Annotated in this window: 23 protein-coding genes and 1 pseudogene; 8 read left to right on the top strand and 16 right to left on the bottom strand. The window is 46.2% G+C overall.

The genetic code is table 11. From position 1 onward, the window contains the following. Positions 1-85: 85 nt before the first annotated feature. The 5 genes from E5355_RS12000 to nusB all read right to left on the bottom strand — a co-directional run bounded on the left by E5355_RS12000 (position 86) and on the right by nusB (position 3,555). A complete protein-coding gene (locus E5355_RS12000) occupies positions 86-517 on the bottom strand; it encodes a DUF5606 domain-containing protein (protein WP_016272833.1) in 432 nt (143 codons plus the stop codon). Between the two features lie 108 nt (positions 518-625). Next, positions 626-1,234 carry a dephospho-CoA kinase gene (gene coaE, locus E5355_RS11995; protein ID WP_016272834.1) on the bottom strand — a complete coding sequence of 203 codons (609 nt, stop codon included), beginning with the start codon at positions 1,232-1,234 and terminating at the stop codon, positions 626-628. Further along, positions 1,224-2,240: a YbbR-like domain-containing protein gene (locus E5355_RS11990; protein ID WP_016272835.1), complete on the bottom strand. Its 1,017-nt coding sequence runs from the start codon at positions 2,238-2,240 to the stop codon at positions 1,224-1,226. The genes coaE and E5355_RS11990 overlap by 11 nt, the downstream gene beginning before the upstream one ends. Before the next feature lie 14 nt (positions 2,241-2,254). After that, on the bottom strand, positions 2,255-2,590 hold the full coding sequence (gene yajC / locus E5355_RS11985; RefSeq protein ID WP_016272836.1) for a preprotein translocase subunit YajC: 336 nt from the start codon (positions 2,588-2,590) through the stop codon (positions 2,255-2,257). 38 nt (positions 2,591-2,628) lie between these two features. Then, a complete protein-coding gene (nusB, locus tag E5355_RS11980; protein ID WP_016272837.1) occupies positions 2,629-3,555 on the bottom strand; it encodes a transcription antitermination factor NusB in 927 nt (308 codons plus the stop codon). A 219-nt stretch (positions 3,556-3,774) separates the two neighbouring features. Between nusB and E5355_RS11975 the strand changes: the two genes are divergently transcribed. The 5 genes from E5355_RS11975 to E5355_RS11955 all read left to right on the top strand — a co-directional run bounded on the left by E5355_RS11975 (position 3,775) and on the right by E5355_RS11955 (position 7,050). After that, on the top strand, positions 3,775-4,182 hold the full coding sequence (locus E5355_RS11975; RefSeq protein WP_016272839.1) for a PUR family DNA/RNA-binding protein: 408 nt from the start codon (positions 3,775-3,777) through the stop codon (positions 4,180-4,182). Between the two features lie 134 nt (positions 4,183-4,316). After that, the gene (locus E5355_RS11970; protein WP_016272840.1) at positions 4,317-4,907 is read left to right on the top strand and encodes a 50S ribosomal protein L25/general stress protein Ctc; all 591 of its coding nucleotides are present in this window, start codon (positions 4,317-4,319) and stop codon (positions 4,905-4,907) included. A 161-nt stretch (positions 4,908-5,068) separates the two neighbouring features. Next, positions 5,069-5,632 (top strand): aminoacyl-tRNA hydrolase, encoded by a 564-nt coding sequence (gene pth / locus E5355_RS11965; RefSeq protein WP_016272841.1) that lies wholly within the window; start codon positions 5,069-5,071, stop codon positions 5,630-5,632. Continuing rightward, the gene (locus E5355_RS11960; protein WP_136010567.1) at positions 5,629-6,048 is read left to right on the top strand and encodes an RNA-binding S4 domain-containing protein; all 420 of its coding nucleotides are present in this window, start codon (positions 5,629-5,631) and stop codon (positions 6,046-6,048) included. Before pth ends, E5355_RS11960 begins: the two co-directional genes overlap by 4 nt. A gap of 15 nt (positions 6,049-6,063) precedes the next feature. Next, entirely contained in the window at positions 6,064-7,050 is a 987-nt protein-coding gene (locus E5355_RS11955; RefSeq protein ID WP_016272843.1) for a Gfo/Idh/MocA family protein, read from the top strand. A gap of 21 nt (positions 7,051-7,071) precedes the next feature. Here the strand turns inward: E5355_RS11955 and E5355_RS11950 are convergent, their stop codons facing one another. The 6 genes from E5355_RS11950 to E5355_RS11925 all read right to left on the bottom strand — a co-directional run bounded on the left by E5355_RS11950 (position 7,072) and on the right by E5355_RS11925 (position 14,890). Further along, positions 7,072-9,342, bottom strand: coding sequence for a cation:proton antiporter (locus tag E5355_RS11950; protein WP_136010566.1), 2,271 nt, complete (start codon positions 9,340-9,342; stop codon positions 7,072-7,074). A gap of 94 nt (positions 9,343-9,436) precedes the next feature. Then, positions 9,437-10,588, bottom strand: a complete 1,152-nt coding sequence (gene hisB / locus E5355_RS11945) for a bifunctional histidinol-phosphatase/imidazoleglycerol-phosphate dehydratase HisB (protein ID WP_136010565.1) — start codon at positions 10,586-10,588, stop codon at positions 9,437-9,439. A 13-nt stretch (positions 10,589-10,601) separates the two neighbouring features. Further along, a complete protein-coding gene (gene hisC / locus E5355_RS11940) occupies positions 10,602-11,642 on the bottom strand; it encodes a histidinol-phosphate transaminase (protein ID WP_136010564.1) in 1,041 nt (346 codons plus the stop codon). Positions 11,643-11,732: 90 nt separating this feature from the next. Next, positions 11,733-13,007: a histidinol dehydrogenase gene (hisD, locus tag E5355_RS11935; protein WP_136010563.1), complete on the bottom strand. Its 1,275-nt coding sequence runs from the start codon at positions 13,005-13,007 to the stop codon at positions 11,733-11,735. A gap of 192 nt (positions 13,008-13,199) precedes the next feature. Beyond that, on the bottom strand, positions 13,200-14,051 hold the full coding sequence (gene hisG, locus E5355_RS11930) for an ATP phosphoribosyltransferase (protein WP_005832724.1): 852 nt from the start codon (positions 14,049-14,051) through the stop codon (positions 13,200-13,202). Between the two features lie 347 nt (positions 14,052-14,398). Then, entirely contained in the window at positions 14,399-14,890 is a 492-nt protein-coding gene (locus tag E5355_RS11925; RefSeq protein ID WP_136010562.1) for a PaaI family thioesterase, read from the bottom strand. 159 nt (positions 14,891-15,049) lie between these two features. On the opposite strand from E5355_RS11925, the pseudogene E5355_RS11920 reads away from it, so the two are divergent. Beyond that, positions 15,050-15,424: pseudogene (locus E5355_RS11920) on the top strand (DUF4421 family protein); the annotation flags it as partial. On the opposite strand, the gene E5355_RS11915 reads toward E5355_RS11920, so the two are convergent. From E5355_RS11915 to E5355_RS11900, 4 genes are all read right to left on the bottom strand, one after another. After that, the gene (locus tag E5355_RS11915; RefSeq protein WP_136010561.1) at positions 15,418-16,080 is read right to left on the bottom strand and encodes a DUF2490 domain-containing protein; all 663 of its coding nucleotides are present in this window, start codon (positions 16,078-16,080) and stop codon (positions 15,418-15,420) included. The pseudogene E5355_RS11920 and the gene E5355_RS11915 overlap by 7 nt on opposite strands. Before the next feature lie 318 nt (positions 16,081-16,398). Further along, on the bottom strand, positions 16,399-17,076 hold the full coding sequence (locus E5355_RS11910; RefSeq protein ID WP_136010560.1) for a chloramphenicol acetyltransferase: 678 nt from the start codon (positions 17,074-17,076) through the stop codon (positions 16,399-16,401). 61 nt (positions 17,077-17,137) lie between these two features. After that, positions 17,138-19,171: a protein-disulfide reductase DsbD family protein gene (locus E5355_RS11905; RefSeq protein ID WP_136010559.1), complete on the bottom strand. Its 2,034-nt coding sequence runs from the start codon at positions 19,169-19,171 to the stop codon at positions 17,138-17,140. 11 nt (positions 19,172-19,182) lie between these two features. Further along, positions 19,183-19,491, bottom strand: a complete 309-nt coding sequence (locus E5355_RS11900; RefSeq protein WP_136010558.1) for a Dabb family protein — start codon at positions 19,489-19,491, stop codon at positions 19,183-19,185. A 102-nt stretch (positions 19,492-19,593) separates the two neighbouring features. Here E5355_RS11900 and udk point away from each other — a divergent pair, with 102 nt between their 5' ends. Continuing rightward, the gene (udk, locus tag E5355_RS11895; protein ID WP_136010557.1) at positions 19,594-20,205 is read left to right on the top strand and encodes a uridine kinase; all 612 of its coding nucleotides are present in this window, start codon (positions 19,594-19,596) and stop codon (positions 20,203-20,205) included. Between the two features lie 114 nt (positions 20,206-20,319). Beyond that, complete coding sequence (locus tag E5355_RS11890) at positions 20,320-21,687, top strand: transglycosylase SLT domain-containing protein (RefSeq protein WP_136010569.1); 1,368 nt, start codon at positions 20,320-20,322, stop codon at positions 21,685-21,687. 64 nt (positions 21,688-21,751) lie between these two features. On the opposite strand, the gene metH is transcribed toward E5355_RS11890, so the two are convergent. Next, entirely contained in the window at positions 21,752-24,517 is a 2,766-nt protein-coding gene (gene metH / locus E5355_RS11885; protein ID WP_136010556.1) for a methionine synthase, read from the bottom strand.

The following is a 24,517-nucleotide window of genomic DNA, read 5'->3' as shown; positions in this document are numbered from 1 at the left end:
AAAGTCCGGGCTTTGCGCATAAAAAAAGGTTGTGCCAGCATTTTGACACAACCTCATTTTATTTTGTATTTCAATCCTTCTCCGGTTACTCGGCCTTGCTTTCCTCTTTCGTTTCTGCTGCAGGAGTTCCTTCAAAATCCGTCATACCGCTTGCCACCAGCAGATTATACCAAGCAATCAGTTTCTTGATGTCGGACGGATATACGCGGTCGCGGTCGAAGGTAGGCAACACCTCTGCCAGGTAAGCACGCAAGTCGTCGGCAGTAGCTTTCTTCAAATCCATCGCTACGGCAGCACCGTTTTCCTTTTTCTTCATGGAAAGAAACACTTCCTTCAAAGGAACATCTTCCGTATCTGTATACATGGCGATATCGCCCAAAGAAGTAATCTTCTCATTACCATAGGCAGGGAAACGCTTCTTGTCTGCAAGCGACTCTACAATCAACATATTTTTTCCCTGGGAAACAAGCTTATATAATCCCGGTTTACCGGAAATAGTCAAAATTGTCTTCAACATAATATATTCTGTTTTGATGATTAGTAGTTATTTTTTTGGGGGGCAAAGATAATGTAAGCCGAAGACAATACAAAATAAGCGTGCTTATTTTTATCATGAAGGAGATACCTATTTTCGTAACAGATAGTGCATTTTTTCAGAGAAAGAACCGATTAGCTCTAAAACTTGCGGAATCAATGGAGTTTCACCATCATTTACAATGACGAAATCTGCATATTTACGCTTTTCTTCGTCGTCCATCTGGCTACGGACACGCTTTTCTATCAACTCACGCGAGGAAGCATCCCGCCGGACGGCGCGTGAAATGCGCACCTCTTCGGGTGCATAGACCATGACAATGGCATCCACTTCACCCGTAAAACCCGCTTCAACCAGGATGGCCGATTCTATGCCGACAATAGCAGAAGCAGCGTGGCATTGTGCCCACCGCCTGAAATCCTCCTTTACACGAGGATGAACGATACCGTTGATTTCTTTGGCATGCTCCGGACTGCTGAAAAGATAAGACGCCAACAAAGGCTTGTTCAGCGTGCCACCGGCATAAACTTCCGCACCAAGCAAGGCAGATAACTCCTCACGGATAAATAAATCGGATGCCATCAGCCTTTTCGTCTCCAAGTCCGAGATATAGACGGGAACACCCAGTACTTCCAGCAGCCGGGATACCATACTTTTTCCGCTACCGATACCACCGGTTATACCTATTTTAATCGCCATAATCAGGAGAAACTTGCTCTATCAGGAAATCCACCTGTGCCGGATTGAAGCGCACCTGACTCACCCCTTTCGGCAGATTCTTAATCTTTACCGTATACTTGTCAGACCCCAGACGAAGCAGTTCCTCATAAGATACGTAAATATGAAAATCATCAGCGTTAATCTGCCTGAAATGACTCAGACCGACCTGAAACGTAACCTGTACCTTGGAAGGGAAAGCACGTAGCACCTTGTCGGCAGGAAAGTTAACGCCACGCAACGGCACCTCCACTGTCTTTTCCGTATAAATATCCACCGGAAGCATCATCTCGATGGAAGAAGGCACAAACTTCACACCTTTCTGAATACGCAGAGAGACTTGCTGCCTCAAGGTATCCGATATATCTTCCAGCTTCACCGGTTGCGTACAAGCAACAGTAATCGTATCCAACACGCCTTGCGGTGCATACACCAATACGGAATCGGGACTGAATATCGTATCCGAAAGGTAATACTCACGCCCAGCACTCAATGTGCCGCGCAACTTCACCGGAACCAGTTTGGAAGCTCCCGTCGAGTAGATGTACTCCAATGTGTCCGGCTTCATGGAAAGCAAGCGGGTAGAGGCATTCAACTGGTTCAGCACTTTCTTTTCAAACTGCGGGGGATATATCCTTACTTGATTATCCACGCCCTTATAATCGGCATAATCGAGAATCACGGGATAAAAGCTCTTTCCCAACATGTAGTTGAGCAGTACCGTTCCCTTATCTTTTACCTTGATGCGGAGTTCTGAAGCAGGTTCAGAGGTAATCACCACATTATTAGGCACTCCCTTCAGTCGCACCGGTATGGAAAAGTCCGCCTCATAGTCGTTGTTCAAGGTCTGCAAGAGCCAGAAGCCACCGGCTACAAAGAAGAAAAACAAAAAAATGAAGAACTCTCTGCTTTTATCGCTAAGCAGAAAGTCCTTCACTTCTCTTGATATCCTCAGATATGTACGTTGTATGTTCCTACGTTCAAACATAGGCTCACATTCCATTATTTAGATGCCTGACTGCTGTTCGCATCAGCAGCTGCAGCAAAAATAGAATTCTTGTCTATACGAATCTTAACGTTAGAAGCGATTTCAAGCACCACGTCATTGTCGTTGATTTCCTTGATAACACCATGGATACCACCGGCTGTGATTACTTTCTGATTCACTTGAAGCGATTTACGGAAGTTTGCTATTTCCTTTTGCTTCTTGTTTTGAGGACGAATCATAAAGAAATACATTATAACGAACATGGCTATCAGCATAATCCACATCATGCTACCATTAGCAGCTGGGCCTGCAACGGGAGCTTGCAGGAAAAATACAGTCATTAAGTTCATAAATACTCAGTTTTGGTTTCTATTATTAAACAAAGGTATTAGTTTTTCGTCAACTTACCTTCTTTTTTCAATTGATTAACTATTCCGTCCAATGTACCGTTTACAAAACTACCGCTTTTGGCCGTGCTGTAAACTTTGGCAATATCCACATATTCGTTTAACGAAACACTCACCGGAATGTTCGGGAAACTTAATATTTCGGCCAAGGCACTCTGCATGATTACAACATCCATAAAGGCTACACGGTCCAAGTCCCAATTACGGGTATTCTCGCTGATAAGGTGACGGTAATAGTCACAGTTCAAAATAGTACGGCGGAACAAACGGCGTGCAAATTCCTGGTCTTCCTCATCCTTGAACTCTGGCAGAAGCTCCTGGTTGGCACCATTCTTCTCTTCGAAACGCTTGACAGTTTTCAGCACGAAAGTATCCACAATCTCCTTGTCGTCATTCCAGTAGAGACTCTGGTCTTCGAGCACATTGTCCAAAGCTTCGTTGTTGAAGACAAAAGTCTTATACAGCTTTCTCCACAATTCACGGTCGCATTCGTAAGAATCGTCCGAAGAAGCCATATATTCCTTATATATATCAGATTCCACAATTTTCTCATACAATCCCTTAACGAAATCCTCATCATTGGCCCATGTACGTTTTTGGTTGGCGATGAATTCCGTCAACTGTTTGTTCACTTCCAACTGGGCTATGAACTTGTTTTCCACAAATTTCATGTTGGGATACAACTCCTCGGCAGTAGGAGCCAGCTTAGCTTTTGCCGCATCAATACGTTTTTGTGCGTAGTTCGTCAAAGCTATCATCAGCATCAGCAGGTAGTTGTAGAGGTCGTATGCCTTTGAAAGGCTAAAGAACAATTCTTTCTCCGCTGAGTCTAAATTTTTACTGCCATTCTGATAATAAGCATATACAATCTGTATAATCTTAAGACGAATAAGAACTCTGTTGATCATAATTCTAAAGTAAATACTAGTGTTTTAACAAGGTGCAAAAGTAGACAATTTTAATGAGTTTACATAAATAAATCACATTTTTTAATGCAGATATTGAATATCCGGCCTTTTTCTTTTGACAGTTTAAAAAAAATCGTCAATTTTGAGCCCGATAAAGAGCTAAAAGCTACGAGATACAAGTTTTAAGGTGATAATATCAAATTTGAGACCTATTATAATATGGAAGACTTTAAGAAGAAAAACGCACCGGACATGAACGACAAGGAGATCGTATTCTCCCAATCCATCAAAGCAGGTAAGCGCATCTACTATTTAGACGTCAAGAAAAACAGAAAAGACGAAATGTTTCTCGCCATTACGGAAAGCAAAAAAATTGTGATGGGCGAGGGAGACGACTCGCAAGTAAGTTTCGAAAAGCACAAAATCTTTCTATACAAAGAAGATTTTGAAAAGTTCATGAACGGACTCCAGCAGGCCATCGGCTTTATCCAGGAACAGCAGGGTTGCTACACAAGACATGCCGCTGACGACGAGATAGAAGCTCCCGAAACGTCCAAAGAAGAAGTGCCGCAAGAAGAAAAAACCTATCCTCTGGACGAAGAAATCAAAATAGACATTGAATTTTAAGTTATAAACTTTTGAAAATTCAAAAAGAAGCTGTAATTTTGCACCGCTTTTTTGCAACATCGTGTGGCAAGCCACATCGTGTGATGGTGAATTAAGCAAAAATAATACTTAATTTAGAGTAACACAATTAAAAAATGAGATCAATTGAAGTAAAAGGAACTGCAAGAACAATTGCAGAACGTTCTTCGGAACAAGCAAGAGCTTTGAAAGCTATCCGTAAAAACAACGGTGTACCTTGTGTACTTTATGGTGCAGGTGAAAATGTTCACTTTACTGTACCTGCAGAAGGTCTGCGTAACTTGGTTTACACTCCGCACATCTACGTAGTAGACTTGGTGATTGATGGCAAAAAAGTAAATGCCATTATGAAAGATATCCAATTCCACCCCGTAAAGGACACTATCCTGCACGTTGACTTTTATCAAATCGACGAGGCTAAGCCCATTGTCATGGAAGTTCCAGTGCAGATGGAAGGTTTGGCAGAAGGTGTTAAGGCCGGTGGTAAGCTGGTACTCCAGATGCGCAAGCTGAAAGTAAAAGCTTTGTATAACGTAATTCCTGAAAGACTGACTATTAACGTTGCTCACTTGGGACTTGGTAAGACTGTCAAAGTTGGCGAATTGCAATACGAAGGATTGGAATTGCTGAATGCCAAAGAGGCTGTTGTATGCGCCGTTAAGCTGACTCGTGCTGCAAGAGGTGCCGCCGCTGCTGCAGGTAACTAATCGATTCTTTCCAAAAAAGACTAAATATTCGGGAACGCGGATTAACGCAGCCAACGCAGATTTCATACTGATTTCCGCGGAAAGTTGCGATAGTCCGCGTTCTTTTTTTACTGCTCATTTCCCTCTTAAGGAAGAAAGATAATTGACTTGAATCACTGATAATGAAATATTTAATTGTAGGATTGGGCAATATCGGCCCCGAATATCATGAGACCCGCCACAACATCGGATTCATGGTAGCAGATACTCTAGCCAAAGCAGCAGGTGCCACTTTTACCGACGGACGTTATGGCTTCACCGCAACACTGTCAGTCAAAGGACGCCAACTGTTACTGCTGAAGCCTTCTACCTTTATGAACCTCAGCGGCAACGCCGTACGCTACTGGATGCAAAAGGAAAACATTCCATTGGAGAATGTATTGATAGTAGTAGATGACCTTGCACTACCTTTCGGCACACTGCGCCTAAAAAGTAAGGGAAGCGATGCGGGACATAACGGCCTTAAACATATTGCAGCAACTCTGGGAACCCAGAATTATGCACGCCTGCGTTTCGGCATCGGCAATGACTTTCCCCGTGGCGGACAGATTGACTATGTGTTGGGACATTTTACCGATGAAGATTGGAAAACAATGGACGAGAGACTGGAAACAGCCGGAGAAATCATCAAAAGTTTCTGCTTGGCGGGCATAGATATCACCATGAATCAATATAACAAGAAATGAACGAAGCCAGAATTGACAAATGGATGTGGGCCGTACGCATCTTCAAGACGCGTACCATAGCCGCCGAAGCTTGCAAAAAAGGACGCATCAGCATCAATGGCGCACTGGCAAAGGCTGCCCGTACAGTGAAACCGGGAGACATCATCCAGGTGCGCAAGCCCCCCGTCACCTACTCTTTCAAAGTACTGCAACCCATCGAAAAGCGTGTCGGCGCAAAATTAGTGGCCGAAATGATGGAGAATGCAACGACTCCGGAACAATATGAACTGCTGGAGATGAGCCGTGTCAGCGGTTTTGTCAACCGCGCCAAAGGTACTGGACGGCCAACGAAAAAAGACCGCCGGAGTCTGGAAGAATTTACGGAGCCGGAATTTCTGGATGATTTCGACTTTGAATTCGATTTTGAGGAAGAGTAAAATAAGAGAAAGATTATGAGCGAGAGAATAATAAAATGGGGATTCATCGGTTGCGGAGAAGTGACCAAATACAAAAGTGGACCGGCATTTCAGAAAATAGAAAACTCTGAAGTAGTAGCCGTCATGAGCCGAAATGGCGACAAGGCCAAGACCTATGCCAAAGAAAGAGGAATTCCCAAATGGTATGACGATGCCCAGGAGCTGATTGATGACGATGAGGTGAACGCTGTGTACATTGCCACTCCTCCTTCTTCACATGCTACGTACGCCATCATGTCCATGAAGGCAGGAAAACCAGTCTACATAGAGAAGCCGATGGCCGTTACCTACGAAGAATGCTGCCGCATCAACCGCATTTCCAAAGAAACGGGTGTTCCATGTTTTGTTGCATATTACCGCCGCTATCTGCCCTACTTCCTAAAGGTAAAGTCACTGGTCGAGGAGGGGCACATTGGCAACGTCATCAACATTCAAATCCGTTTTGCCCAGCCTCCCCGCGACCTCGACCATAACAAGGAAAACCTACCGTGGCGTGTGCAACCGGACATTGCCGGTGGAGGATACTTTTATGATCTTGCACCCCACCAGATAGATTTGTTACAGGAAATCTTCGGATGCATCCTCGAAGCCAGCGGATACAAGAGCAACCGTGGCGGACTATATCCTGCCGAGGACACCCTAAGCGCATGTTTCCAGTTTGACAACGGACTGGTGGGCAGCGGTTCTTGGTGTTTTGTCGCCCACGAATCTGCCCGCGAAGATCGTATAGAAATCATTGGAGACAAAGGCATGATTTGTTTCTCCGTGTTTACTTATGCCCCCATTGCGCTACACACAGAAAGAGGACGTGAAGAAATCATTGTCGAAAATCCCACCTACGTCCAACAACCGCTTATTCAAGCAGTGGTAGACCACCTACTGGGCAAGTCAATCTGCAACTGTGACGGCGAAAGCGCTACTCTTACCAACTGGGTAATGGACAAAATATTGAACAAACTCTGATTAGTGTTCATGAGGCACACCTTACCCCATGTCGAAACCTTCACATTTCAGGCCAACCAGTTTGTACACATCGGCACTCTCGCCTACAATCCATACCACATCCCCCTCTACAAAAGGTTCATGCGGGTCGGGAGCATGCAAGGTCTCCCCTCCCCGTTCCACACCGGCAATCAAGCAGTGATATTTCTCCCGTATTCCTGCCTCTTTCAAGGTCTTGTTCAAGAAAGGAGATTGCCCGTCCACATAGAACTGGCGTAGAATCATTTCACTCTTCTCTATCACATCCGCATTCATGGCAGATACTTTATCCATCTCTAGACCGAAGGTGTTCAATTCCTCATCCGTAGCAATAACCTGTATCTTGTCCTGCGGGAAAAGACGGACAGACGCCCCGGGAATATTAATCCGTTTCTTGCCCCGAAGAATGGAGACCACATGGATGCCGTATTTCTTTCCAAAATTCAGCTCTGCCAATGTCCTGCCTGCCCATTCCGACTCACCGGAAATCTCAAAATCCGTCAAGTGCAGGTCGCGTGAAAGCAGACGCCCCGCATACTCCGGTTTCTTCTCTCCCATATACTCGGCACGCATGTCGCGGTACCGCAGATTCTGGAAGAATGTCCTCTCTATCATGATAGACTGCTTCTTCAACTGACGGGAGAGTATCATCAAAGTCACCAATAACACCGCCACTCCAAATACCAACCCCACAGACATCTTGAATAAACCAGCTATAACGAACATGACAAACGAGACACCCAGCAGTAAACGCAGTACAATGGTAGCCACCAACGGTGCCCGATTCCCACGGTTATCCCTCCATAAAGTCATGAACTCTTCCGAGTGATTCTTTTTAAGCATGATAGCACGCAGAAACGGAGCTATACACAGAATGATGATAAAGGCAGCCAGCAAAGAGCCCCATCCACCAGGCAGACCCTCATGTACAAAAGGCACCAAAAAACGGAATGCCAAAGCTATCACCGCCACACAAATGATGGAATATACAACCGTAATCCTGACCAATGCAAAAATCAACTTCCTCCACAGACTTTCATGATTCATGGTCTGAGAACCAGAAGCATAGCGGGTCAAGAACTTTCTCCATTTTTCCGGTAAATGCGTATCCACAAGATTGGAAGCTGGATCTGCCAAACGAATCATATAAGGAGTTAGGAAAGTAGTGATGACAGACACCGCCACCACGATAGGATACAAGAAATGACTGGTGACGCGCAACGATACACCCAGGGAAGCTATGATAAAGGCAAACTCACCTATTTGCGTCAGACTGAAACCGCACTGCATGGCCGTCTTCAGCGGTTGCCCTGCCAGCAACATACCCAATGTACCGAAGAGGGATTGCCCGAGAATGACCGCCAAAGTAATCACGATAATAGGTCCAGCATACTCTGTAATCATAGCCGGATCTACCATCATGCCGACAGATACGAAGAAGATGGCACCGAACAAGTCCTTGACCGGCTTCACCAACCGCTCTATGCTCTCCGCCTCTACTGTTTCGGCAAGAATGGAGCCCATAATAAATGCGCCGAAAGCAGCCGAGAACCCCGTACGCGCAGCCATCACCACCACACCGAAACAGAGTCCGAGAGATACAATCAGCAAGGTTTCCTCGCTCATCAGCTTCCGGCACCGCTTCAGCAATCCGGGAATGAGATAAATACCCACCACGAACCAAAGTATCAAAAAGAACAGCAATTTGGCAATACTCTCCAACATCTCCATACCCTCGAAGTTATGACTGACTGCCATCGTGGAGAGCATCACCATCAATACGATGGCAAGAATATCCTCTAGAATAAGCACACTGAGCACCAATCCCGTGAACTGCTTCTTGCGCATCCCTAAATCATCAAACGCCTTATAGATAATGGTGGTGGACGACATGGCAATCATACCACCCAAAAAGATACAGTCCATCCGTTTCCAGCCAAAACCGGTACCTACAGCCACACCCAACAATATCATACAAAAGATGATAGTACACGCAGCAATAATCGCTGCCCCTCCCACTTTCACAATCTTCTTGAAACTGAATTCCAATCCCAGTGCAAACAGCAGGAAAATAACACCTATATCCGCCCAAGTCTGTATATTAGCCGTGTCAATCACCGACGGTGTATAGGCCATGTGAGGGCTGGCAAGGAATCCTGCAACTACATATCCTAATACCAGCGGTTGCTTCAACTTCTTAAAAAGCAGGGTCATAATCCCCGCACAAATCAATATCAGAGCTAAATCAGCTATGAGGGGAGCCAAGTGTGACATAATTCTTCGTCTGTATACCTTTTCGTCGGCAAAGATACGGAAAAGTTTAATAAGATGTAGAAGATGGAGGAACAGTTCATCCTCTATTTCCTTTTTACAGCACTCCTTTCGAGCTTGGCAGTTCAAAGTGATAAATATCCCTCTTCACCGCCATCTTCAATGCACGTGCCAGCGCCTTGAAAATACCCTCTATCTTATGATGTTCGTTCTGTCCTTCGGCTTTTACATTAAGATTCATCCGGGCAGCATCACTCAAGGATTTGAAGAAGTGCAGGAACATTTCTGTAGGCATGTCTCCTACCTTCTCGCGCTTGAACTCGGCATCCCATACCAGCCACGGGCGTCCACCAAAGTCAAGACACACCTGGCAAAGGCAGTCGTCCATAGGAAGGGCATAACCATAGCGTTCAATGCCCCGCTTACTGCCTAAGGCTTGGTATAGACACTCACCCAGAGCAAGGGCAGTATCTTCAATGGTGTGATGCTCGTCCACTTCGAGGTCACCTTTCACACGGATAGTAAGGTCTATGCCACCGTGCTTGCCTATCTGTTCCAACATGTGGTCAAAGAATCCCAGTCCGGTCGCGATGTCGCAATGCCCATCGCCATCCAGATTCAAGGATACGTATATATCTGTCTCCTTGGTAGCGCGACGTACTTCCGCTGTACGCTCACCGGCAAAGAGGAATTCGGCCACCTTATCCCAATCCTTGGTGGAGAGGGCACAGTAATCTTCAAGCCCGTCACAAGCAGCACCATCACCTTCGGAAACGGGTTTCAATGATGCCGTGTCATCTTGCAGAAGAATGGCGCGGCAGCCTAAATTCTTTGCCAGTTCCACATCCGTAGATCGGTCGCCGATGACGAAGCTGTGGGACAAATCGTAGTCCGGGTTATCGAGATACTTGGTAAGCATTCCGGTACGCGGCTTGCGGGTCGGTGCATTGTCGTCAGGCATGCTTCGATCTATGCAGATATCGTCGAAGGTGATGCCTTCGCCTTCCAATGTCTTCATCATCAGGTTGTGTGCCGGCCAAAAGGTCTCTTCCGGAAAGGAAACTGTACCGAGCCCGTCTTGATTGGTCACCATCACAAAATCAAAATCCAGCTTGCTGCGGATAAAACCAAGATTACGCATCACTTTCGGATAAAACTCCAACTTTTCCAGAGAGTCTAACTGATAATCAATCGGCGGCTCAATGACTAATGTTCCGTCACGGTCTATAAAAAGAACTTTTTTCTTCATAAATGATAAATGCTCAAATCGTAAATGCTTTCAGCGCTTCAATCAACTTTTCATTCTCACCTCTCGTTCCTACTGTCACCCGCAGGCAATTTCCACAGAGTGAAACAGAATTACGGTTGCGGACAATAATGCCCTTGCCTACCAAATAATTGTAAATTTTCACAGCATCCGTTACACGGGCCAAGAAAAAATTGGCATGGGAGGGGAACATCTTCACCGTACATGGCAATACGGCAAACTCCGCTTCCAAGATTTCCCGTTCTTCCTTCAACGTCTTCACCCAACGTTCTATTTCATAATAACGGTAAAGCATTTCCATCGCCTGCTTCTGCGTCAACTGGTTCACGTTATAGGGATACTTTATTTTATTGAGGATGCCGATAATCTCCGGTGAAGCAAATGCCATACCCAGACGGATGGCAGCACATCCCCATGCTTTGGAGAAGGTTTGCAGCACAATGAGGTTTGGATAATTGACCAATTCTTCGAGCAAGGAAGGTGCCTCGGAGAAGTCATTGTATGCCTCATCCAGTATCACCAGCCCGTCAAACTGACGGATTAGCGTTTCAATCTCGCTACGGAGCAAATCATTTCCGGTGGGATTGTTGGGGGAGCAGATAAAAATCAGTTTGGTATGCTCATCCACAGCTGTCAGAAGCTTGTCGGCAGAGAACTGGAAATCCTCATCAAGCAGCACCTTACGATACTCCACATCATTGACATCTGCACAGACTTGATACATGCCATAGGTAGGGTCTATAGCTACTACATTGTCCACACGGGGTTCACAAAAAGCACGAAACACCAAATCGATAGCTTCGTCACTGCCATTCCCCAAGAAGATGGAATCGGGACTCACCTTTTTAATTTTAGACAATTCTGTCTTTAGTTCCCGCTGCATAGGATCGGGATAACGGTTGTGCGGCATATTATAAGGATTCTCGTTTGCATCAAGAAAAACGGATGCTGCAACACCATTATATTCGTCACGTGCTGAAGAATAAGGCTTCAGACGCCAGATATTCGGACGGGTAAGTTCTTGTAATGTTTTCACTTTATTAGTTGATAATGGATAATTAACGATTGATAATTGACGATTGATAATAGATAATGACAACAATAATTATCCATTATCAACTATCAATTAAAGAAGTCTCACACTCACGGCATTCTTATGCGCATCCAGCTGTTCATTGGCAGCCATCAACTCAATAGCAGGACCGATGCTATTCAGCCCTTCCGGCTTTATCTCCTGGAAGGTTATCTTGCGGATAAAGCTGTCGAGGCTGACACCGCTGTATGCTTTGGCATAGCCGTTTGTCGGCAAGGTGTGGTTTGTGCCCGAAGCATAATCTCCCGCACTCTCCGGAGTGAGGGAACCCAAGAATACGGAACCGGCATTCACAATACGTTCTGCCAAGGAAAGGTAATCTTTGGTTTCTATGATAAGATGCTCGGGAGCATATGCGTTGGTCAGTTCGATGGCTTCTTTCATACTGTCCACAACAATCAGTTTGCTGTTGGCAAGAGACTTTTCGGCAATCTCTTTACGTGGCAGTAAGGCTAGTTGGCGTTCTACTTCCACCTTTACAGCTTGTTGCAATTCGACAGAGGTAGTGATTAATACAGCCTGGCTGTCCACTCCGTGCTCCGCCTGGCTCAATAAGTCGGCAGCAACAAAAACCGGATTAGCAGTTTCGTCAGCCAATACTTCTACTTCCGAAGGTCCTGCCGGCATATCTATCGCCACATCACGCAAGCTCACAAGCTGTTTGGCAGCCGTAACATACTGATTTCCCGGACCGAATATCTTGTAAACCTTAGGTACACTCTCCGTTCCGTATGCCATAGCGGCAATGGCTTGTATGCCGCCAGCCTTGAAAATCCGGTTGACACCTGCCACTTTTGCGGCAAACAGCACAGCGGGATGTACCTTTCCGTCACGTCCCGGAGGGGTGCAGAGAACAATCTCCTTGCATCCGGCAATCTTGGCAGGAACAGCTAGCATCAGTACCGTAGAGAACAGCGGAGCAGTTCCTCCGGGAATATACAATCCCACTTTTTCTATGGCAACCGCTTTCTGCCAGCAGGTCACTCCCGGTTGGGTCTGCACCTTCTTGCCCTCAAAACGTTGTGCGGCGTGGAAAGTCTCGATGTTCTGCTTTGCCAAGCGAATGGCCGCTTTCAAGTCTTCACTCACCAGGTTTTCCGCTTCCTGCTGTTCCTCTTCCAACACTGCCAGCGAGGCCAGTACCACTTTATCAAATTTTTCTTCATAATCCAGTACAGCACGGTCTCCCTCTGCCTTCACACGGTCAATAACGCTCCGTACCGTATCAAACAGATTCTCCGTATTCATCACCGGACGTTTCAGGATCTCTTGCCACTGGGATTTATCGGGATTACTAATCAATATCATAATGACATGTTTTTAAAGATTTATGCATAAACCATGATATTATTGGAGGTGTGTCAAAACTCTCTGAAGACTTTCTATTAGGCGCGGATTTCACGGATTCATTTTACCGATTCCGCGCTATTTCGCGTAATTCGTACCTAATGTCGTAACATAAAGAAAGCGTTTATATACTTTTGACACATCCTCGAGGCTTTAAATTATCATTTTCTCAATCGGCAGCACCAGAATGCCTTCCGCCCCCAATGCCTTCAACTTTCCGATAATCTCCCAGAAACACTTCTCGTCGAGTACGGTATGTACCGAGCACCAGCCTTCTTGTGCCAAAGGCATCACCGTGGGGCTCTTCATGCCCGGAAGTACAGAGACAATCTCATCCAGTTTCTCTTTCGGGGCATTCATCAGCACATACTTCTTATCTTCGGCTGTCTTCACAGCATCCATACGGAACAACAGTTCCCTCAATATCTCTTGCTTTTCCTCGCTCAGGTTCCTGTTACCAATCAGCAGGGCTTCGGACTTCATCACAACCTCCACTTCCTTCAGGCGGTTGCTCACCAGCGTAGAACCGGAACTTACAATATCGAAAATGGCATCTGCCAGACCGATGCCCGGCGCCACTTCTACCGACCCCGTAATGACGTGTATCTCCGCATTCACCCCATTCTCTTTCAAAAAGCCGGAAAGGATACCCGGATAAGATGTCGCAATCTTCTTTCCGTGAAACCACTTCACCCCCGGATACTCAATATCCTTCGGCATGGCGAGAGACAAACGACACTTACTAAATCCCAGACGCTTGATTATCTCTGCATCCTCATTCTTCTCAACAAATTCATTCTCACCCACAATTCCTATATCAGCCACTCCGGTAGCCACAGACTGCGGAATGTCGTCATCCCTCAGGAACAACACTTCAAGAGGAAAATTTGATGACTGCACCAACAACGAACGCTTCATGGCACTCAACTTAATATCCGATTCTCCCAAAAAAGACATGGTCTCGTCATACAGACGACCCTTAGCTTGTACTGCAATTCTTAACATAAGGTTATTTACTATTTACTATTTTGAATGAGATGACAGAAAACAAAACGAGGCTTACCAATATTCGGCAAGCCTCGTCTGTTATGTCATCTGTTGTACATATACACTCATACGCCCACCGAGTTATTCGTTAGGATGATGATGGTGATGATGTGCAACGATATTCTTCATATTTTTTGGATTTTAATGCGACAAAAGTAAACTAAAAGTTTGAAACTCCAAAAAAATTATCACAAAAAGTTTATTTTTTCTTTCAAATTCATCTTAGTTCACCACAGATTACACTGATTTGCACAGATTATTTTTATTCCAATCTATGCAAATCTGTGTAATATGTGGTGAATCAATCAAATCAACGGCAATATTTCCTCCTGCTCCACTTCGCAGCTATGAAAATGCATTTCCGCTTCCGCTTTCTCCTTCGGAAAGGTGAAGTAGGTGCATGTAGCTTCCGTACAAAGTTCTCCCATGCTATTGTACAGATGCGCTTCTATAATGGCAATATTCCGTTTCTGCTCCCGAAGCGAAGCCCGCAATACCACGTGCGCGTCGTTGGTTGATATGGATTTGCGGAATCGGGTCTCCATTTTCGATGTTACCCCACCGGTCTGCAACTTGCGGAACACTACCCAGCCACAGATTTCATCCAGCAATACGGATTGGATGCCTCCATGCAACGTATTCAGCCATCCTTGATACTCCGGACGCGGCTTCCAGATACTCACCACCTCGTCGCCGTCCTCATAAAACTCCATTCTCACACCTGCTTCATTGTCGGGAGAGCAACCGAAACAGTTGTACCCCTCCATATCTTTCCACGGATTGATAATCTTCTTCATATAGTATTCTCCTTTATCTGGTTCTGACTCATAAATTCGCTTAATAAAACGTTCAATATTAGTCATTCCGATTGAAAACTACAAATTATTAATACCTTTTTCAGAGAAAAATTAGCGAGATACTGTTTAAAACCGGTTATTTTATTTAGCTTTGTATAGATGAGAGAGAACAACAAGATGCAAAGAGGAGGCTTTTTCTGCTTATGGATATTATTTACATTCTCATTGTTTGCACAAAACAAGGAGAACAATCCTATTGCGTACGACAGCGTCGTGCATAAGAACACCTTCGGAAAATCACTGAAGAAATTCCTCAATTTCAGCGACTTCGACACCACCTATATCAGCCCCAACCAATACAATTACGCCCTGATGCTCGACCATTTCACCAATTACGAATACTACTCCGTAGGTAATGACGACCAGCGGCTCCGTTTCTCGCCCAACCCGCACAACAAGACAGGCGCTTACTTCGGATGGCGTTGGATATTCCTGGGATGGGCTGTCGATACTGACAGGCTCCACTCTCAGAAGCTATAAGCACACTCCACTCCTACTATATTCTTCCGCTTATCCTGCTCCCACTGCCTGCAATAAAAGAGGTCCGCCTCCCAGCGCTCAGACAAAGGCAACGTGATTCCCCCGCGATAACGCATCCGCTTTACTCCAAAATGCTCTGTCCTATTCAAACCATTATACATTTCGACCGAAGCATACGGCTCCAACTTACACTTCGGAATGTCATATGCCACCTTCGCACACGAGCGCATGCGGAACTCGTCCTCATATCCATCGAACGTATGCTGAAAGCGCTCACGCAAGGACAGTTTTACCCTTTGCACACGAGCAGACAAGGTTCCGTCTACATGGTAGCGATGCCGAAACTTCCATCCATCCGTTCCCCGGTTACGATAATGTGTCTCATATCCTGCTCCGAACTTCAAGAAGGACAGCGGCTTGTAGCTTCCTCCCACCTGCAATCCCCATCGGTCTGTTTTCCCAAAATCATCCTTCGTGCGCCACTCCAGAGCAGCGGAAACAGCAAATGCCGGCTTCAACTTATATTCGAAACCGAGATTCGTCCAAGTAGTAAAATCTTTTTTCTGTGCATGCAGGAGAAAAGACGAAACAAACAGCAGAAAAACCGACAAAACAAATACCTTTATGTGCACAAAGAGGTTCTTTCCCATATCTCTGATAATTGGATTATAATGCTGTCGAAGTTTGTTCAATTATACAAAATCTTCTGTTTGCATTCAAATTAACGACTATGGACAAAGATAGATTTTTCTTTTCTCATACACCAAAAAGCGCATATTAAATTTCAATGAAGAATTTAATATACGCTTACTTTTCAGATATAAATCAAGGAAGAAAAAACACGTTACTCGCTTCAAACAGAAAACGTTATTCTATCTATTCCTATAGCCGTCCCAGATGATGTTTTGTGTCCCAATGTACGGCACGATAGGCATTAGTGCCCCACTAAAATCGGGACAAGTTAGTAATTAATTAAATAATCTTGGCATAGGAGAATTGATTTCCTTCAAATACTTCTCCACCTTTCCGAAGAAGGAGGTAAGATGCGAACCGTCTACAAAAGCATGGTTGACGTAGATGGAAAGCGGCAATACCAGACGTCCTTCGCGAGTCACAACTTTTCCGGCAGTCATCAGAGGATAACTGCAACCATTACCGACTTCGGCAATCGTGTAACTAATGGAGGTGAAATACATTTTTGGAACCGCACTCAGATGGACTACATCGTAATCACCCTGACTTGCCAGCACTTTTTCAGCTCCATACGGGTCACCGTCTTCAGGTATATTCGTTATCAGAGCAAAGGCCGCGGCATAAAAACGCTCAAAATCCTCGTGATAGGGAATGCGCACAGTATAGAAGGTCTTTCCAGGAACGGCTATCGGAGAGATGATGTCCACACGGTCGTGAAAAACCACCCGGCCTTCCTTGTCTGTACGGTAACGCAGCTCATCAACTTCATTGGCCGAACGCAACACTGCGTAAAGATAATAAAGGAAAAAGGAATGCTTCATCGCTCGGGCAGAAGCACTGGCTTCTGTGCAATCAATCTCAGTGGTGACAGAATACCAAGAGTTTGCAAATCCACGGAAAAAGCCATAATTGTCCCGGCGTTCCCAAGCATCAATGTCTATAATGTGTTTCATACAAAAAGGGAATTTAGTGAAAAAAGGATGCCTTTTTACAAGCATCCTTTTCCGATTCTATTTATTTCTCTTTTTTATAATTCTCCAACCCGGTCTGAAGGAATTCAATGTATGCAGGAATATCCTCATTGTAGGAATAGGACTTGTTGACCGGCTTGCCTTCGTTGTCAATCAGCACATAGAAGGGCTGTGCATTGGCGCCGAACTTGACACGCTGCAGATAGCTCCATTTGTCGCCTACGGTGCGCAGCGTGCGTTCCGTGCCGTTCTCCACAATCTTCACGGGAGAAGGAAGCGGGGTCTTGTTGTCCACGTAGAGCGTGATAAGCACATAGTCGTTATTAATAATGTCGCTCACCTTCGGGTTGGTCCATACGGCAAGCTCCATCTTACGGCAGTTCACGCAGCCGTAGCCGGTGAAATCGAGCATCACGGGCTTGCCATGCTGGCGGGCATACTCCATACCGAGGTCGTAATCATCAAACTTGGCATGTACCTCATTATTGTAAAGATTGAAATCCTGCGTCTGCATGGGCGGCGCAAAAGCACTGACTGCCTTCAACGGAGCTCCCCACAAACCGGGAATCATATACACCGCAAATGCCAGTGAGGCCAACGCCATGAAGAAACGGGGTACGCTGACCTTCGTATCATCATCATCGTGCGGGAACTTGATTTTGCCCAACAAGTAGAAACCAAGCAGCGCAAAAAGTACAATCCACAAGGCAAGGAACGTTTCACGGTCGAGGATACGCCAACCGTAAGCCAAATCGGCTACTGAAAGGAACTTCAGGGCAAAGGCCAGCTCCAGGAAGCCGAGCGTCACCTTGATGATGTTCATCCATCCGCCGGATTTGGGCATGGACTTCAACCAAGACGGGAATAAAGCAAACAGCGTGAAAGGCAATGCCAAAGCTATGGCAAAGCCCAGCATGCCGATGGCGGGAGCCACCACGCTGCCCGTCGTGGAAACCTGTACCAGCAAGAATCCGATAATAGGTCCCGTGCAGGAGAAAGATACCAGCGACAAGGTAAACGCCATCAAGAAGATACTGAGCAAACCACTTGTCGCCTCGGCCTTGCTGTCTACAGCCGTACTCCACTTGGAGGGCAACGTTATCTCGAACGCTCCGAAGAAAGAAGCCGCAAATACAACCAGCATCAAACAGAAAAGAATATTGAATACTGCATTCGTAGAGAGTGCGTTCAGTGCGCTGGCTCCGAAAATCAGCGTAATGGCCAGTCCGAGTGTCACATAAATCACTACGATGGAAGCACCATACGTCCATGCATCACGAATACCCTTCTTCTTATCCTTACTACGCTTCAGGAAGAAGCTGACAGTCATCGGGATAATGGGCCATACACAAGGAGTGAAGAGCGCCAGCAGTCCACCGACAAATCCGGTAATAAAGATATAAATCCAGGACATATCTTCCTGCGAAGTAGTTTCGCCCAAAGATTGCAGTTCATTGACGACCGGCTTCCAGAGGTCTACCTTGTCCGTCACATTAATCTCTGTCGGACCGTCCACACTGGCGATGGCAACCCCAGAAGCTGCATCGGTGTCAGCTTCCTGCTTTGCTGGCTGCTCTTCGACTTTCGTTTCAGCCCCAGCAACGACAGCTTCTTTTGCAGCCCCTTCTGCCTTACCAAAGAATTGGAAAGGCACTTGTGTGGGCGGCAGACAATTTTCATCGTTGCAGGCACCATATTCCAGATACCCTTCCAGCTGATAGGCACCACCCGTCAATTTCAGTTTCTGCACAAATTGGGCTGTATTCTCAAAATAACGCACCTTCATTTCGAACAGCTTGTCGAAAGTAGAAATTTCCTTGCCCATGGGCTTTAGTTTACCCACTACTTCCGCTCCGGAAATTTTCTCCACATTGAAAGTCGCCGAGATAGGCCCTCCATCGCCCAAGTCGGTGGAATAGACATGCCAGCCCTTGTCAATAGCAGCCGTAAAAACGACCTCCGCTTCATCGGCAGCCAAGATCTTCAGTTCGGAATTGAACTTGACGGGGTCTTGTATCTGTGCCTGCACCACCACAGCGAAGAGCAACAGAAATAAAGGGAACAGTAATTTTTTCATGTTCTCTGATTTTAATTTTCGATTATCTCATAATCCACACAGGCACGGCTCTCTTTCACAGCAGCGATGAGCTTACCGGCAGCCACATGATCGGGATGGGTAGCATAGTATTTCACATCATCCAACGTATCAAACTCACTGTAAAGAGCGATGCTCCAAGTTTCGGCAGGATTGACGTTCAATCCGACTTCAATCTTGCGGATAACGGATATTTTAGCAGGAAGCGCTTCAATAGCCGACTTGAAACTGTTCATGGCAGCTAACTTCTCGTCAGCAGGTGCCTCATCTTTTAACTTAAATAATACAATGTGCTTTACCATAACTTTGCTATTTAAATGATTTATCCTTATATTTGTCAGCCTAAGCAGCTGTCTTAACAACTGCAAAAATACTGGTTTTGTTTCAAATATACACTTAAACGGATGTTAATAATAGGAATTGCAGGTGGAACCGGCTCGGGAAAAACCACCGTCGTACGTAAAATTATCGAAAGCCTACCGGCTGGTGAAGTGGTATTATTGCCACAAGACTCTTACTACAAGGACAGTAGCCATGTGCCCGTGGAAGAACGGCAGAACATTAACTTTGATCACCCCGACGCTTTTGAGTGGAGCCTTCTTTCCAGGCATGCCGCCATGCTGCGCGAAGGAAAAAGTATAGAACAGCCCACCTATTCATACCTGACATGTACACGCCAGCCCGAAACCATCCATATCGAACCTCGGGAAGTCATCATCATCGAGGGTATCCTTGCCTTGTGCGACAAGAAACTACGAAACATGATGGATTTAAAGATATTTGTAGACGCTGACCCCGACGAACGACTGATTCGTGTAATCCAGCGCGATGTGGTGGAACGCGGACGTACAGCCGAAGCCGTCATGGAGCGCTATACTCGCATACTGAAACCCATGCACCAGCAATTCATAGAGCCGTGCAAACGATACGCCGACCTCATTGTACCGGAAGGCGGAAACAACCAAGTGGCTATTGATATATTGACCATGTATATCAAGAAGCATTTGGGGAATTAATTTATAACGGAGAGTTGATAACGGATAATTAAGAACGCACTAAACCTATGAAATATGAACAACCTATTTTCTCTCGCCAAGCATACATTATCCATTATCAATAATCCGTTATCAATGATTCTACTGGTGTCGTTGTGTTGCATGGCAGGATGCCGAGGAGGACATCCTGCCGAAAAAGAAGAAGCGGATGACCTGCAACAGATAAAGGACAGCGGAGAACTGGTTGTATTGACACTGTACAGTTCCACTTCCTACTTCATCTACCGTGGCCAAGACATGGGATTTCAGTACGAACTCAGCGAACAATTTGCCAAGAGCCTAGGAGTGAAGCTGAGAATAGAGGTGGCCCGGAATGTACACGAGCTCATAGAGAAGTTGTTGGCAGGCAAAGGAGATCTCATTGCCTACAACCTGCCCATCACCAAAGAGTGGAAAGATAGCCTGCTTTATTGCGGTGAGGAAGTCATCACCCACCAAGTCATCGTGCAACGTAACGGCGGACGTACCAAACCACTGAAGGACGTGACGGAACTTATCGGGAAAGATGTGTATGTGAAGCCCGGAAAATATTATGAACGGCTAGTCAATCTGGACGAGGAACTCGGAGGAGGTATCCACATTCATAAAGTGACCAACGACAGTATCAGTGCAGAAGACCTCATCACTCAAGTGGCGCAAGGGAAAATCTCCTACACTGTAGCAGACAATGACGTGGCACAGCTCAATACCACTTATTATTCCAATCTGAATATCAAGCTTTCCATCAGCTTTGACCAGCGTGCCTCATGGGCAGTCAGGAAAGACTGTCCGCAATTAGCAGCAGCCGCCAACAAATGGCATGAGGTGAATATGACTTCGCCTGCCTACACGGCAAGCATGAAACGATATTTTGAAATCGGCAAGGCCGTTCCCCACTCCCCCATCCTCTCCCTGCGAGAAGGGAAAATCTCCCTTTACGACGATTTGTTCAAGAAATATGCTCCCGAGATAAATTGGGACTGGCGTCTGCTGGCATCCTTGGCATATACAGAATCCAACTTCGACTCTACCGCAGTATCTTGGGCAGGTGCCAAAGGACTTATGCAGCTGATGCCCGCCACAGCCAGAGCCATGGGGGTGCCCGAAGGAAAGGAACAGAATCCTGAAGAGAATATAAAGGCTGCCGTGAAATACATAGGCGCCACAGCCAAAAGTTTTTCCAAGATACCCCAAGAAGAACGTATCAACTTTGTGCTGGCATCTTATAATTCCGGAATCGGCCATGTGCTGGATGCCATGGCACTGGCCGAAAAATACGGCAAAAACAAATATGTCTGGCGTGATAATGTAGAAAACTTCATTCTGCTAAAAAGCAACGAGGAATACTTCACAGACCCCGTCTGCAAAAACGGTTATTTCCGTGGCATCGAAACTTATAATTTTGTAAGGGATATTACCTCACGATTTGAACAATACAAGAAGAAAATAAGGATTAGGGATTAATGAATTGCGCATAATATTAGGAATATATACCGCAGGTTAATCCTTAATCCTTCATTTTTTATTCTTAAAACAGCCTCAGTTTATTTTTTCTCGCCTCTTCCAGAGAAACTGTTTGCAGTTGTGTTCCCCAGTTCTTCTCGCACAACTGCCGATACTTCTCATGCAGTTCTTCTTCCAGCTCCTCCTTTGTCTTAGGATTCATCAGTTTGGCTGCTACTGTAGCATTTTGCGAAGCGTCCTTCAGATGGATTACGGGAGCATGATAGACCGGAGCAATCTTCAGAGCAGTGTGAAGCGGTGAAGTCGTGGCACCACCTATCAACAGAGGAATGTCCAGACCTGCCTTTTCCAGCTCAATGGCTACATGCACCATTTCATCCAGCGAAGGAGTTATCAGACCACTCAATCCTATCATGTCTACCTTTTCCTCTATGGCATGCCGCACAATGGTTTCGGCAGACACCATGACGCCAAGGTCCACTATATCGTACCCGTTGCAGGCCATTACTACCGAGACTATATTTTTGCCAATGTCGTGCACATCACCTTTTACCGTAGCCAACAGCACCTTCCCGGCAGCAGTTGTACCCTCTTCTTTCTCCGACTCGATTACGGGCTGGAGGATGGCAACCGCTTTCTTCATGGTGCGTGCCGTCTTCACTACTTGCGGCAGGAACATCTTGCCTGCCCCAAACAAGTCGCCAACATGATTCATGCCCGCCATCAACGGACCTTCAATGATAGAAACAGCTTTGGGATACAGTTTCAACGCTTCGGCAAGGTCTTCTACCAGATAATCGCCAATACCCTTTGTCAAGGCATACTTCAACCGCTCTTCCACAGAGGTCCCCTCTCTCCAGGCAAGTTGGGAATGAGCGGCAGCCTGCCGCTCTCCTCCGGAAGTTTTTGCCGCCTCTGCTTCCGCTTTCAAGCGCTCGGCAGTTTCTATCAGGCGCTCGGCAGCATCGGGACGACGGTTCAAGACCACATCCTCTATGCGTTCCAATATATCAGCGGGAATATCGGTGTAAAGAACAGAAGTAGCCGGATTGACGATACCCATATCCATGCCCTCGCGGATGGCATAGTAAAGGAATACGGCATGCATTGCCTCGCGAATGTAATTATTGCCGCGGAAAGAGAAGGAAAGGTTACTCACTCCCCCACTGACATGCGCACCGGGCAGATTTTTGCGTATCCATCCGGTGGCACGGATAAAGTCCACCGCATAGTTATTGTGCTCGTCCATACCCGTGGCAACAGCCAGTACATTCGGGTCGAAAATTATATCATGGGGATTGAATCCTATCTTGTCCACCAAAAGACGGTATGCCCGTTCACAAACCTCAATCTTACGTTCGTACGTGTCTGCCTGCCCTTTTTCATCAAAAGCCATCACCACAGTTGCCGCACCATATTGCTTGATGGTACGCGCATGCTCCAGGAATTTATCTTCCCCCTCCTTCAAGGAGATGGAGTTGACGATGGACTTGCCTTGCAAGCATTTCAATCCGGCCACAATCACTTCCCACTTAGAGGAGTCTATCATGACGGGAACACGGGCAATCTCCGGTTCCGAAGCTATCAGATGGAGGAAAGTCGTCATCTCCACTTGAGCATCCAGCAGTCCGTCGTCCATATTTATATCGATGACCTGCGCACCGTCCTCCACCTGCTGGCGGGCAATGCTGAGCGCCTCGTCATATTTCTTTTCATTAATCAGACGCAAGAATTTGCGCGAACCCGCCACATTGCAACGTTCACCCACATTCACGAAGTTATTTTCCGGTTTCACTTCCAGAAGTTCAAGCCCGGAAAGCCAAAGATTTTCCGGTCTGGGAACCGGCTGATGGGGCGTTGCACCGACAATCAGTGAGGAGTACTCGGCAATGTAGGCATCTGTCGTTCCGCAACAACCACCGATAATATTCACCAGTCCTTCGTGAATGTATTCTTTCACTTCCAGTGCCATGTCGGCAGGTGTCTGGTCGTATTCTCCCAGACTGTTAGGCAGTCCGGCATTGGGATAAGCACTGATATAATAGGGTGCACGGACGGCAAGTTGCTCCAAGAAAGGCTTCAGTTGGCGGGCTCCGAAAGAGCAGTTCAGCCCAATGGAAAAAATATCGGCATGCTGCACGGAGGCGAGAAAAGCATCCAAAGTTTGTCCCGACAAAGTACGCCCTCCAATATCAGAAACAGTCACAGAAAGCATCAAGGGTACATGAACTCCTACAGTTTCCATTGCCTGACCGGCGGCAAAAATAGCAGCCTTCGCATTCAGCGTATCAAAAATAGTTTCTATCAACAAGGCATCCACACCACCTTCGAGTAATGCTTCTATCTGCTCACGGTAGGCATCGGCAAGTTCATCGTAGCTCAAGGCGCGGAAAGCCGGATTGTTCACATCAGGACTCATGGAACAGGTCTTGTTCGTCGGTCCTACGGAGCCTGCCACAAAGCGGGGTTTGTGGGGAGTAAGAGAGGTAAACTCATCTGCCACTTCACGGGCCAGACGAGCTGCGGCAAGATTCATCTCACGCACATAGTCCTGCACATGATAGTCGGCCATACTGATGCGGGTGGAACTGAATGTATTTGTTTCGATAATATCCGCACCTGCCGCCAGATACTTGCGGTGAATATCTTGTATCACATCAGGGCGTGTCAGACAAAGCAGGTCATTGTTACCTTTCATCTGTCCGGAAATCTGCGAGAAGCGTTCGCCCCGAAAATCTTCCTCTGTCAAGTTGTACTGCTGTATCATGGTGCCCATTGCACCATCCAGAATAAGGATGCGCTCACGCACCAAACTACCAAGTTTACTCAT

Source organism: Bacteroides muris (ex Afrizal et al. 2022), from assembly GCF_004793475.1.
GTDB classification, from domain to species: Bacteria; Bacteroidota; Bacteroidia; order Bacteroidales; family Bacteroidaceae; genus Bacteroides; species Bacteroides muris.
Note: the sequence above shows the minus strand (reverse complement) of the source record. Positions and strands in the feature narration are given on the sequence as shown.

What these genes read in the sequence shown, in the direction of transcription:
- E5355_RS12000 (WP_016272833.1), bottom strand. Translation starts at nt 517, where the DNA reads ATGTTGAAGACAATTTTGACTATTTCCGGTAAACCGGGATTATATAAG.
- coaE (WP_016272834.1), bottom strand. Translation starts at nt 1,234, where the DNA reads ATGGCGATTAAAATAGGTATAACCGGTGGTATCGGTAGCGGAAAAAGT.
- E5355_RS11990 (WP_016272835.1), bottom strand. Translation starts at nt 2,240, where the DNA reads ATGTTTGAACGTAGGAACATACAACGTACATATCTGAGGATATCAAGA.
- yajC (WP_016272836.1), bottom strand. Translation starts at nt 2,590, where the DNA reads ATGAACTTAATGACTGTATTTTTCCTGCAAGCTCCCGTTGCAGGCCCA.
- nusB (WP_016272837.1), bottom strand. Translation starts at nt 3,555, where the DNA reads ATGATCAACAGAGTTCTTATTCGTCTTAAGATTATACAGATTGTATAT.
- E5355_RS11975 (WP_016272839.1), top strand. Translation starts at nt 3,775, where the DNA reads ATGGAAGACTTTAAGAAGAAAAACGCACCGGACATGAACGACAAGGAG.
- E5355_RS11970 (WP_016272840.1), top strand. Translation starts at nt 4,317, where the DNA reads ATGAGATCAATTGAAGTAAAAGGAACTGCAAGAACAATTGCAGAACGT.
- pth (WP_016272841.1), top strand. Translation starts at nt 5,069, where the DNA reads ATGAAATATTTAATTGTAGGATTGGGCAATATCGGCCCCGAATATCAT.
- E5355_RS11960 (WP_136010567.1), top strand. Translation starts at nt 5,629, where the DNA reads ATGAACGAAGCCAGAATTGACAAATGGATGTGGGCCGTACGCATCTTC.
- E5355_RS11955 (WP_016272843.1), top strand. Translation starts at nt 6,064, where the DNA reads ATGAGCGAGAGAATAATAAAATGGGGATTCATCGGTTGCGGAGAAGTG.
- E5355_RS11950 (WP_136010566.1), bottom strand. Translation starts at nt 9,342, where the DNA reads ATGTCACACTTGGCTCCCCTCATAGCTGATTTAGCTCTGATATTGATT.
- hisB (WP_136010565.1), bottom strand. Translation starts at nt 10,588, where the DNA reads ATGAAGAAAAAAGTTCTTTTTATAGACCGTGACGGAACATTAGTCATT.
- hisD (WP_136010563.1), bottom strand. Translation starts at nt 13,007, where the DNA reads ATGATATTGATTAGTAATCCCGATAAATCCCAGTGGCAAGAGATCCTG.
- hisG (WP_005832724.1), bottom strand. Translation starts at nt 14,051, where the DNA reads ATGTTAAGAATTGCAGTACAAGCTAAGGGTCGTCTGTATGACGAGACC.
- E5355_RS11925 (WP_136010562.1), bottom strand. Translation starts at nt 14,890, where the DNA reads ATGAAGAAGATTATCAATCCGTGGAAAGATATGGAGGGGTACAACTGT.
- E5355_RS11915 (WP_136010561.1), bottom strand. Translation starts at nt 16,080, where the DNA reads ATGGGAAAGAACCTCTTTGTGCACATAAAGGTATTTGTTTTGTCGGTT.
- E5355_RS11910 (WP_136010560.1), bottom strand. Translation starts at nt 17,076, where the DNA reads ATGAAACACATTATAGACATTGATGCTTGGGAACGCCGGGACAATTAT.
- E5355_RS11905 (WP_136010559.1), bottom strand. Translation starts at nt 19,171, where the DNA reads ATGAAAAAATTACTGTTCCCTTTATTTCTGTTGCTCTTCGCTGTGGTG.
- E5355_RS11900 (WP_136010558.1), bottom strand. Translation starts at nt 19,491, where the DNA reads ATGGTAAAGCACATTGTATTATTTAAGTTAAAAGATGAGGCACCTGCT.
- udk (WP_136010557.1), top strand. Translation starts at nt 19,594, where the DNA reads ATGTTAATAATAGGAATTGCAGGTGGAACCGGCTCGGGAAAAACCACC.
- E5355_RS11890 (WP_136010569.1), top strand. Translation starts at nt 20,320, where the DNA reads ATGATTCTACTGGTGTCGTTGTGTTGCATGGCAGGATGCCGAGGAGGA.
- metH (WP_136010556.1), bottom strand. Translation starts at nt 24,517, where the DNA reads ATGAGTAAACTTGGTAGTTTGGTGCGTGAGCGCATCCTTATTCTGGAT.